8 protein-coding genes are annotated in these 11362 nt (G+C 61.2%); all 8 read left to right on the top strand.

Annotated elements, in window-relative coordinates:
• The first annotated feature begins 255 nt into the window (after window positions 1-255).
• The 8 genes from ACLH0K_RS15660 to ACLH0K_RS15625 all read left to right on the top strand — a co-directional run bounded on the left by ACLH0K_RS15660 (window position 256) and on the right by ACLH0K_RS15625 (window position 11360).
• Window positions 256-1869 (top strand): ABC transporter substrate-binding protein, encoded by a 1614-nt coding sequence (locus ACLH0K_RS15660; RefSeq protein WP_411374464.1) that lies wholly within the window; start codon window positions 256-258, stop codon window positions 1867-1869.
• 13 nt (window positions 1870-1882) lie between these two features.
• Window positions 1883-2914, top strand: coding sequence for an ABC transporter permease (locus ACLH0K_RS15655; protein WP_411374463.1), 1032 nt, complete (start codon window positions 1883-1885; stop codon window positions 2912-2914).
• A complete protein-coding gene (locus ACLH0K_RS15650) occupies window positions 2904-4637 on the top strand; it encodes a dipeptide/oligopeptide/nickel ABC transporter permease/ATP-binding protein (protein WP_411374462.1) in 1734 nt (577 codons plus the stop codon). The genes ACLH0K_RS15655 and ACLH0K_RS15650 overlap by 11 nt, the downstream gene beginning before the upstream one ends.
• Window positions 4634-5467: an ABC transporter ATP-binding protein gene (locus tag ACLH0K_RS15645; protein WP_411374461.1), complete on the top strand. Its 834-nt coding sequence runs from the start codon at window positions 4634-4636 to the stop codon at window positions 5465-5467. Before ACLH0K_RS15650 ends, ACLH0K_RS15645 begins: the two co-directional genes overlap by 4 nt.
• A 224-nt stretch (window positions 5468-5691) precedes the next feature.
• Window positions 5692-6918 carry a M20 metallopeptidase family protein gene (locus ACLH0K_RS15640; protein WP_411374460.1) on the top strand — a complete coding sequence of 409 codons (1227 nt, stop codon included), beginning with the start codon at window positions 5692-5694 and terminating at the stop codon, window positions 6916-6918.
• Between the two features lie 142 nt (window positions 6919-7060).
• The gene (locus ACLH0K_RS15635; protein ID WP_411374459.1) at window positions 7061-8275 is read left to right on the top strand and encodes an MFS transporter; all 1215 of its coding nucleotides are present in this window, start codon (window positions 7061-7063) and stop codon (window positions 8273-8275) included.
• Window positions 8276-8353: 78 nt separating this feature from the next.
• Window positions 8354-9997: an amidohydrolase gene (locus ACLH0K_RS15630; protein WP_411374458.1), complete on the top strand. Its 1644-nt coding sequence runs from the start codon at window positions 8354-8356 to the stop codon at window positions 9995-9997.
• A 205-nt stretch (window positions 9998-10202) separates the two neighbouring features.
• The gene (locus ACLH0K_RS15625) at window positions 10203-11360 is read left to right on the top strand and encodes a M20 metallopeptidase family protein (RefSeq protein WP_411374457.1); all 1158 of its coding nucleotides are present in this window, start codon (window positions 10203-10205) and stop codon (window positions 11358-11360) included.
• The last annotated feature ends 2 nt before the right edge of the window (window positions 11361-11362 follow it).

Below are 11362 nucleotides of genomic sequence, written 5' to 3'. Positions count from 1 at the left end.
GCGCAACAAACCGGTCATAAAAGTCTCGCCGGTCTCGGATAGATAACCGCGGCGCACGCTACGCATGGCGGCGGCATCTGGAAAGTGGTGGAACGAGTGGGCAAAGCCGCCGCCCATGCCGATAAGGCATGGATAGTCTCCAAAATGAGTCTTAGACGTTCTGCGATCTGTTTCGCATACTCAATCAGCAGGCGTTTTCCGTGACTTACACCACAGCGTCCTGCAGTCGCACCGGACCCAAATAAAGGACCATTCGTGAAACAGAATTCCCAGTCAACGGCAGACAGTGTCGCCCGCCGTGGCCGCAGGAGTGTCCCCCTGGCCGCCGCAGTAGCGGTCATCGCTGTAGCAACCGGCTGCACCACCGGCGGCACCGGCTCGGCACCCGCTGCATCGGGGCAGGTTTCCACTGACACCATTCGCACTGTTGTCAACGCAGACCCCACCAGCTTCGCCCCGGTCGAAGTCCGAAACGCCGACGATTACACCTTCAACCGCTTGTTGTTTTCAACGCTGGTACGCCGCGACGAGAACAATAAAATCGTTTCCGACCTCGCCAGCAAGTGGGAGATCACCCCCACTCAGGGCACCTTTACTATCCGTGACGGCGCCACTTGTTCTGACGGCACTCCCATCACAGCCAGTGTGGTCGCCGAATCCCTCAAAGTCTTTGCCTCCCCGGACAGCAAGTCCAGTTTCCGGACCCTCGCTCTGGGTGACGGTCCCGCCACGGTCACCGCCGACGACGCCGCAAGCACAGTCACCGTCAAACTTGCCCAGCCTTGGACCGACCTCCTGCAGGGCATGAGCCTGCACGCTACCGGAATCGTGTGCCCTGCCGGCCTCAAAGACCCTGAGGCGCTGACAGCCGGTGATGTCCCCGGCGCATTCTCGGGCCCGTACACACTTACCAAGAAGCAACACGGCGTAGGCTACACCTTCACCCTGCGCGAGGACTACAAGACCTGGCCAGCCTATGAAACCAAGATCGAAGGCACGCCGGCCAAAACAATCGAGGCCAGCGTCAACGCCAACGCCAGCGCCGTGTCCAACGAACTCCTGACCGGGACCCGCGACATCGCCAATATCCGTGGTAAGGACACAACCCGCTTCGACGGTAACAAGGACTTCACCACCGAGGTCATCCCACAGGGCAGCCTCTACATCATGTTCAATGAACGACCCGGGCACCCCTTTACCGACGCAGCCCTCCGCAAGGCCGTCGCGCAGGCCTTGGACGCGAAGGCATTCAACCAGGCCGCCTCCGGCGGGCTGGGAGAAATCTACTCCTCATTCGCCCACCCGGGAGTGCCGTGCTCCAACAAGGACACTGGCCTGCTCATCAAGACTGATCCCTCAGCAGCTGCGAAGACCCTGGCTGGAATCAAGATCCGCATGGTCGGAGCACAGGTCTTCGGGCCCAACGGTGCGGCCAACACGTACGTAGCTGAAGCCCTTCGTGCAGCTGGTGCTGACATCGAGCTGCGGAACGTGGACCTCGCCACCTGGAGCACAGACCTGACCCAGAACATCGACAGCTGGGATGTCACGGTCATGGGCGGCATCAATGCCGGCGGAACCATGTATGGAGCGCTCTCCCCGGTCATTGGCCCTCCCGTTGAAAAGGGCGGGCTCAACTGGGGCGGATTCGAGAACCAGCCTGTCCTGGACATCGTCGCCAAGGCCATGACTCAAACCGATGATGCGCAGCGTTGCAAAACATACCAGGACGCCCAGAAGATCATGATCCAGGAAGCGCACGTGGTGCCGTTGGCTTCCCTTCCCTCTCAGGTGACCATCCGGTCCGGCTTTGCTATGCAGACGTTCAACGGCCAGCCGGACGAGAGCACCATGCGGATCACGAAGTAGCAAAGAAACAAAAATGACTTCTTCGATTGTTGTTGAGGCTTCCCGTACCCCTGGTGTTGATGCCGGGGGTACGGGGGGTCGTTTTGTAAACCATCCGTGGGTGGGGTTTTTGTTGCGGCGCTTGGGCGGTTTGGTGTTGTCGTTCGTAGTGCTGGTAACGGTCACGTTTTTGATTGTTCCGTTGATTCCGGGGGATCCTGCGGTGATCGCTGCCGGTGATGGGGCAAGCCCAGCCCAGATCGCTGCCGTCCGTGCAGAACTGGGTTTGGACTTGCCGGTGCTGACACAGTTCGTGAACTATGTCTCCGGGGTTTTGCGCCTGGACATGGGTAGTTCTTTCGTCAGCGGTGAGGATGTCTCCACCCTCATTTTCACCCGATTCCCGTTTACTGCCGAGATCGCGTTATTGGCGATTGTGCTGGTGTTGTTACTGGCGGTGCCGTTGGGCATGACGGTGGCCATCCTGACCCGGGGCGGGCGGAACCGTTGGCTGGATAATGGTTTCAACTTTTTGACGAGCCTTGTTTACTCCATACCGCAGTACGTGGTCGCGACATTGTTGGTGGTTGTTTTCGCTGTGACGTTGCGGTGGTTCCCTGCTGCGGGTGCAGCGACTCTCTCTTCCTTGGTCCTACCCACAGCAGCGTTGATGCTGGGCCCCGTGTGTGTCATTGCCCGGATCGTCCGCCGTGAAACCGCCGTGGTCCTGGAGAAGGATTACATCCGCACGGCGCGGGGCTGGCGGTTGAGTGCCCTGCGGACCAACGTGCGCTACGTTTTGCCGAACCTGGTCACCACTACACTGACACTCTCAGGGCTCATCCTCGCCGCGCAATTGGGCGGCGCCGTAGTCATTGAAACTGTTTTCGCCTGGCCCGGTCTGGGCCAAGGAATTGTGAACGCTATTTTGCAGCGTGACTACCCCGTCATCAGGGGCATCATCTTGATTCTCGGCCTGCTCGCGACCCTGATTATCACCATGGTGGACCTGATTCTGGCCATCATAGATCCCCGCAACCTCGGAGGAACCTCAAGTGACGTTTAGGTTTAGGAGCCGGGAGTTCTGGACTCCTGCCATGATCACCGGCGTCGGGCTGCTGACAGCCCTGGTCCTCATAGCCATCATCGCCCCACTGACCATGAAGCAGGCAGCTGAACAGTTGACCCCCCACGCCGCCCTCGGGCCCGGCGCCGGGCACTGGCTGGGAACCGATGACTTCGGCCGGGACCTGTTGGCCCGCGCCTTGGTGGCTACCCGGCTGACCCTCCTCATGACCGCTGGAGCCGCCGCCATTTCAGTGGTCTGTGGCGTGGTGATCGGCTTGGCAATCTGGCTCTCGGGCCGTCGCGTCCGCGAAGCCGCGCTGCGGATCCTGGAAACGGCGGTTGCGTATCCGTCCCTGATCTTCGCTCTCGTGATAGCAGCCGTCCTGGAACCGGGCGTTTCCTCCGCGGTCATCGCCATTGGTGTCGCTGGGATTCCCGGCTTCGCCAGGATCACAGCCAACCTGGCCTCCTCAGTATCCAGCAGCGACTACGTCATCACCGCACGTCTCCTGGGAGTCAGCCCGGTCCGGATCGCCGTGCGGCACATGCTGCCGAACATGGCCGAGCCGTTGTTGATCCTGTCGGCAACCGTGTTCGCGCTATCGCTGGTGGAGATTTCCGCGTTGTCGTTCATTGGCTTGGGAGTGCAGTCTCCGGAGTATGACTTCGGGCGGCTGCTGAACGACAGCCTCGGAGCCCTTTACACCCAGCCCATCGAAGCCGTGGGCCCGTCCGTGATGATCGCCCTGACAGGGCTGTCGGTCATGCTGATCGGTGATGGGTTGGCAGCCCATGCCGATCCGCGGGCAAAGCGCAGCTTCTTCCGCCGAATCCTGGACCGGAACCGGAACCGGACCGTGTCAGTGCCGGACCATGACACTGCGCTGGTGCGGGTCGAAAACCTCAGGGTGAGCATCCCCGGCCGGCAGGAACTGGTGAAGGGCGTTTCATTCTCGATCAACCCGGGAGAAATGGTGGCCCTGGTAGGCGAGTCGGGCTCCGGAAAGTCGCTGACCGCTATGGCCGTAGCAGGCCTGCCGTCCCAGGACCTCGCCGTGGAGGCGGACCTGCTGCGGGTTGGGAGTATGAACATGCTCGCGGCCCCTGAGCCCTCACGCCTGGCCAAAGAAATCAGCATCATTTACCAGGACCCCGGCACCACTTTCAACCCCTCCCTGCGAATGGGTTCACAGCTGACCGAGGTGTTGCGGACCCATCTGCGCATGGGCAGACGCGAAGCCAGGAAAACCATCACCGATGCACTGGCAAAGGTCAATATCACTGAACCGGCACGGCGACTGCGCCAGCACCCGCACGAACTCTCCGGCGGCATGCGCCAACGCGCCATGATCGCCACATCGATAGCTACCGCACCTAAGCTCATCGTCGCAGATGAACCAACAACAGCCCTGGACGTCACTGTCCAGGCTGAAGTCCTGCGTCAATTCCGCAAAATTTACCGCGAACAAGGCACCGCGATGCTGTTCATCTCCCACGATCTGGCCGTGGTCCAGGCGCTTTGCGACACCATTCTCGTCATGAAATCCGGCGAAATCGTCGAACGGCTCACCGCTGCCGACCTCGCAGCCCGGAACGTAACCCACCCCTACACAAAAGCACTGCTCGCAGCGATCCCCACCGTTAACCTCAACCCCGCCAGCACAGAGGACGCGGCCACGCCGGCAGCATCAGCGGCGGCAGGAGCCGGAGCCACCTCATGAACACCCCCACGCAGCAGACTCTCAACAGCACCGACACCCCGCCTGGCACAGCTGAAGAAACTGCCAGCCCCGCGGCGTCAGTACGTGACCTCAACGTCAGCTTCGGCGCTGTCCATGTCCTGAAAAACATCAACATGATGGTTCCATCGGGCACGGTCGTCGGGCTTGTCGGCGAGTCCGGAAGCGGCAAATCAACCCTGGGCAAAACCCTGGTGGGCATCAACAAACCGTCAAGCGGTCAAGTGCTCATTGACGGTAAAGATTGCACCAAAATCCACGGCAAACACCGCCAGCAGATGCGCCGCAAGGTCCAATACATCCCTCAGGACCCTTACTCCTCCCTCAGCCCGCGCCGCACCACCGGCCAAACTCTCGCCGAGGCCCTGGATCCCCACGGCGCGAACCCCCGCAAACACCGCGAGGCCATCACCCACGCCTTGGAACAGGTCAAACTCGACCCCGCCGCCGCAGACAAATACCCCCACGAATTCTCCGGCGGACAACGGCAACGAATCGCAATTGCCCGGGCCCTGATCCTCCAACCCAAACTCGTCATCGCCGACGAAATCACCTCCGCCCTCGACGTCTCCGTGCAGGCCGACATCATCACCCTGCTCCAAAACATGCGCGGAACCATCGACAGCGCCATGCTCTTCATCTCCCACAACCTCGCCGTCGTCCAACAAGTCTGCGATCAAATCATCGTGATGAACCACGGCCGCATCGTCGAACACGGACCCATTAACGCCGTCTACAACAACCCTCAACACCCCTACACCCAAAAACTTCTTGCCTCAGTCCCCGGCTCACCCACCTTCACCCTCGACTAGAAAGCCGCGGGAATGTGCCCCTGAAGGCCGGCGGCGGCGCTGCATTCCGCGCGCCGCCGCCGCTGTACCCGTTCCGGAGAGCAATTCACCCGTGCAGATCGAACGATGCCATTTAGGCATAAAGATCGTGCGATATAGGTCATGGACGGCAAGTCGCTTGGGTCACATACTCGAATGAGCTGAACCACTTGTTGTGGCGGAGCTTAATTCGAAGGGAACACTCCGTGTCTGCAGAAAAAATACTTGAAGACGCACGCGAACTCCATGGCGACATCGTCCAGCTTCGCCATGACCTCCACCGTCATCCCGAACTCGGACTGGAACTGCCCCGCACCCAGGAAAAAGTCCTTGAAGCGTTGTCCGACCTGCCGCTGGAGATCACTCTCGGAAAAGGACTTACCTCGATAGGGGCAGTTCTGCGGGGCACGGCACCAACCAATTCAACGGGCGGGCGCCGACCCACTGTCCTGCTCCGTGCAGATATGGACGCGCTGCCCCTCCAGGAACAAACCGGGGTCGATTACACCTCGACGGTGGCCAACCGCATGCACGCATGCGGCCACGACCTGCACACCTCCATGCTTGTCGGGGCCGCACGCCTGCTTTCAGAGCGACGCCACCAACTCGCAGGCGACGTCGTCCTGATGTTCCAGCCAGCCGAAGAACAACTCGCTGGCGCGCCCATGATGCTCGACGAAGGCATTCTGGAGCTGTCCGGCCGACGGGCAGACGCAGCCTATGGACTTCACGTTTTCAGCGCCGGCGGTAACACCGGACGATTCGAAACGAAGCCCGGAGTCATGATGTCCGCGGCGGATGCCTTGTTCGTCAAGGTCATCGGCCGTGGCGGTCACGGGTCCGCACCGCACCAGGCAAAGGATCCGGTCCCCGTCATGGCGGAAATGATCCTCGGCCTCCAGCACATGGTGACGCGTCAATTCAACGCCCATGACCCCGTTGTCGTCTCGGTGGGAATGGTCAAAGCCGGCGAAGCGGTCAACGTGATCCCCGACACCGCAGAATTCGGTGCGAGCTTGCGGATGTACTCGGCAGAGGCACGAACTGAAATGCAGTCGGCCATTCCACGGCTACTGGAAGGAATCGCGTCAGCCCACGGCTTGGAAGTCGACATCAATTACCACGTTGGCGGGCGGGTCACGGTGACGGACGAGGCCCACACCGCCTTTGCCGTTGACCAAATTATCGAGCTCTTTGGTTCCGAACGGCATCACCGTCTGGCCGCACCCCTGGGCGGGTCCGAAGACTTTGCCGATGTCCTCGCCAAAGTTCCGGGCAGCTTCATCTGCCTGGATGCCACGCCCATCGGCGGCGGACCCGATGCGGCGTTTAACCACTCACCCCGCGCCATCTTCGACGACCGTGTCCTGGTTGACGGGACTGCCCTCTACACCCAACTCGCCGTAGCCCGCCTGGCCAGGCCTGCTGCCTGACCTCCCAACCCACTCTTTCCAAGGACATCCAGTGACCCACAAACCATCGCCCGCCTCCTCGGTAACGGACATCGAAGTAACCGTTCCATCTGGAACAGCCAAAGCTACAAAATCCCAGCGTCAGACTCTGTTCGCTACTGGCTTGGGGAACGCCCTTGAGTGGTACGACTGGGGCATCTACTCCGCGTTCGCCATCTACTTTGCTACCGAGGTCTTCAATCCCAAAGACCCTTTGGCAGCCCTGTTGGGTGCCATGGCTGTCTTCGCCGTCGGTTTCGTCGCCCGGCCCCTTGGTGGTTTCGTCTTTGGTTGGCTGGCGGACCACATGGGCCGGCGTGCTTCCATGATCTCCACCGTGGGGCTCGCATCTGTCGGATCACTGATGATCGCCCTTGTCCCCACATACAACGCGGCAGGCGCATGGGCCGCCGTGGTCCTCCTGACGGCGCGCCTGCTCCAAGGTCTCGCCCACGGCGGTGAAATGCCCTCCGCGCAGACATACATTGCAGAGGCGGCACCCGCGGCACGACGCGGACTCTGGTCCTCGCTGATCTACGTCTCCGGCACATCCGGCATCGTCATCGGACTGCTCCTCGGCTACGTCCTCAACATCATCCTGAGCAAGCAGGACATGCAAGCCTGGGGCTGGCGCATCCCGTTCATCATCGGTGCTCTATTAGGCCTCTACACCCTCATCGCCCGATCGAGGATGAAAGAGACCGAAGCCTTCATAGAGGCCAAGGCATCCGTCCGGGAACCGGTCTGGCCCGAAGTCCGAAGGAACTGGCGCTCGGCACTGCGCGTAATCGGCCTCGGCGTAGGCGGCACCGTGTGCTACTACGTCTGGTCTGTCAGTGCAGTCCAGCAGGCCGTCCTCATTCACAAGATGGACCAGGGCACCGCACTACTTGCCAGCGTCCTGAGCAACGTCGTCCTCATCATTTCGCTTCCCTTCTGGGGCAAATTCTCGGACCACTTCGGCCGGCGAGCAAACCTGCTCATCGGCACCGGCGTGCCGATCGTACTCTTCCCGCTGCTGATCAATACCGTCGGCCAAAGTTTCTGGTCCCTCTTCCTCCCGGCCACGCTCGTCCTTGTGTTCATGGGAGCCACTCTGTCCATCTCACCGGCGGTCTTCGCCGAACTCTTTCCGACGCGCATCCGAACCGTAGGTGTGGCTGTCCCGTACGCGATCGCCGTCGCAATCTTCGGCGGAACCGCGCCCTACCTGCAGAGTTGGACAAATGCCACCTTCGGTCCCGCCGCATTCACCGTCTACGTGGTAGCACTCCTGGCGATCTCCACTCTCGTGGCATGGAAGCTGCCCGAAACCAAGGGCAAGGACCTGACGAGATAGTTCTGCCAGCCGCACGCACTGAATCAGGAGGCTGCCATCCTTATCGACGCCCTATTCACTAACGCACGTATCCGAACGATGGATCCGGCGCGTCCCACTGCCAACAGGATCGGCGTGATGCACGGCCGGATTGTTGGGCTGGATTCCGATCTCGACGGCGTGAGCGCCCGCCGCACCGTGAACCTTCAGGGGGCTCCTGTCCTCCCGGGATTCCACGACGCCCACAACCACCTGTCGCTTACAGGCGCCCGCCTCGCCTCGCTTAACCTCAGGCACGGCGTCATTCAGTCTATGGATGCTCTTTATGCCGCCGTAGCGCAGAAGGCGGCGGCGCTTCCCCCTGACGGGTGGGTACGAGGTTCGGGATATGACCAAAACCTCCTCGGCGGGCACCCGACTGCAGAGCGACTCGATGCGGCGTCAGGAGGACGTCCCGTGATCCTTGAACACGTCAGCGGGCACATGATCACCGTGAGCACCCGGGCGTTTGAACTCGCAGGATACCCGGACCGGCACGGGGTTCCGGATTTCGACGGCGGTTTTGTCGCACGCTCTGCAGACGGACGGGCGGAAGGCCTGCTGCAGGAAAAGGCAATGTCCTTCATATATGAACTGGTTCGTCCCATGGCACTGGATGAAGTGCAGCGCAACCTCGCCCTGGCGGGGGAGCAGGCGCTGCGATATGGGCTCACGTCCATAACCGAGCCAGGTATCGGCGACTACAAGATGGTCGGCAACTCGCCCGTAGATTTCCACTCCTACCAGCAGGCGGTGGAGAACCGCGTGCTCTCCACGCGCATAACACTCATGCCGTACTGCACCACCCTGCACGACATTGAGGGATTCAAGGACAGGGGCTGGTTCGGCCTGGATCTTGGCATCCGTACAGGCCTGGGTAACGAGCGGCTGCAAATAGGGCCTGTGAAGATCGTTTCCGATGGTTCGTTCATCGGCCGTTCCGCGGCCATGCACCACTGCTACCACGGCGAGCCGGACAACCACGGGGTCCTGCTGTTCGAACCGGCAAAACTGCACGCCATGATCATCCGAGCGCATGAGGCCGGGTGGGCTGTGGCAACCCATGCGATCGGTGACGCTGCAATCGATCATGTGATGGACGCTGTTGAGGAGGCCCAGCGGGTTCATCCCCGGCCCGCAGCGAGGCACCGGATTGAACATTTCGCTGTTGCAACCGACGCCCAGATCGAGCGTGCCGCTGCGCTGGGGCTCACGGCTGTCCCGCAGGGAGTCTTTATCTCGGACTTTGGCGACGGCATGATGGCTGCGGTTGAACCGGAGGTGGCACCGCTGATCTACCGCATGAAGTCACTTTTGAAGGCCGGTATGGTTCTTCCCGGTTCCTCGGACGCACCGGTATCGGATGGGAATCCGCTGGTGTCCCTTCACGACATGGTGAACCGGCGGACCAGCTCAGGCGCCCTGCTGGGGCCTGAGGAAAGGCTCACTGTGGAAGAAGCCGTGCGGGCCTACACCTTTGGTTCGGCGTACGCGGTGGGTCAGGAACGGGACAAAGGCCAATTGCGCGTAGGCCAGTTGGCGGATTTTGCGGCCCTTTCCGATGATCTCTTCGCCATTCCCCAAGAGACAATTCGAGACGTGACGGTCGGGGCCACAGTGATCGGCGGGGAGATGGTGTTCGATGACGGGATGGTCCGCGGGGGAGAGTCAGAAATGGAGAAAGCGGCGATCCTCGCCGGCTAGTTCAAGATAGGGGCGGCTTCCCCCGATCCCCACCGTCGAATTTGGTCATCTGGTTTGTTGCTTTCCTCGGGTATTAGGTGGGCGCGGCAGCGAACTCCAAGGTGATTTCGATGCCGCACATTAGGGGGAAGTGCGCCAGCCCAGCTGTGGCCGGCTCAGATACCGGTCAGTCGCGGGGCTGGCATTGTCATGAAAAGGGAGTGCTATGGAGTGGAACATTGACGAGGTCTCTCTTATTGGGTGGCGGCGGGATATCCACGCCCATCCGGAACTCAGTTTCCAGGAGAAGCGCACTTCGAACTTAGTGGCAGGCCTCCTCAAGGACTTTGGTCTTGAGGTTGACCGACCAACTGCCACCAGCGTCGTAGGTACCTTGCGCGGTGCCCGGTCCGGTCGGAACATCGCTCTCCGGGCAGACATGGACGCGCTCCCGATGCAAGAGGAGACGGATGAGCTGTTCAGGTCGCAGATCCCGGGCGTGATGCACGCATGTGGGCATGACGCGCACACCGCGATGCTTCTTGCGGCTGCAAAAACGCTGGCGGGGCTTCGCGATCAGCTGGCAGGGACGGTGACGTTCATCTTTCAGCATGCCGAGGAGCTTCCCCCAGGTGGCGCCGTAGAGCTCGTCTCCTGCGGCGTGCTTGACAGTGTTGACGCGGTTTTTGGACTTCACGTAATGAATCAAAAGGCCGGAACAGTTAGCATCGCGCGGGGCGCGGCGTCCACGGCCGTTGACGGAGGTTTCCTTACTATCCAGGGCAAGGGTTCTCACGGCTCCATGCCGCAGGACGGGGTCGACCCTATCGTCGTCGGAGCTGAGGTGATCGGGGCACTCCAAACCGTCGTGTCCCGGTCCATCGCTCCGGACCGTTTCGCAGTTGTAACAGTCGGGAGCTTCAATTCCGGGGCAGCACCCAATGTGATCCCCGATACCGCCAGGTTGGGCCTGTCACTCCGTACTGCAAACGCGGCAGACAGGAAGACCGTGCAGCGCCGCGTGGAGGAACTTGTCGCCGGGGTCTGTGCAGGGCACGGTGCCAGCTACGAGTTCGAATGGCAGGCAGGATACGACGCCGTCGTTAATGACGATGCTGCAGCTCAACTCGCATTCAAGGCCGCGGCCACAGCCCTGGGTGAAGAACAGGTGTCATGGGGACCGGGTACGGGGGCCAGTGAAGACTTCTCTGCCTACTCCTCGCGCGTACCCGGCTGCTTCCTCTTCCTTGGCGGTGGGGACGCGTCCGAAGGACTGCCGTTCCAGAATCATCACCCCAAATTCAACATCCTGGAATCAAGCCTCACCGCGGGCGCCCGCGTCGAAGTGCAACTCGCGCTCGACTTTCTGAACGAACCGGGCTGATC

This window comes from Arthrobacter sp. MPF02 (assembly GCF_046605375.1).
In the GTDB taxonomy this organism is placed as follows: domain Bacteria; phylum Actinomycetota; class Actinomycetes; order Actinomycetales; family Micrococcaceae; genus Arthrobacter.
This window is presented reverse-complemented; position numbering and strand designations above follow the sequence as displayed.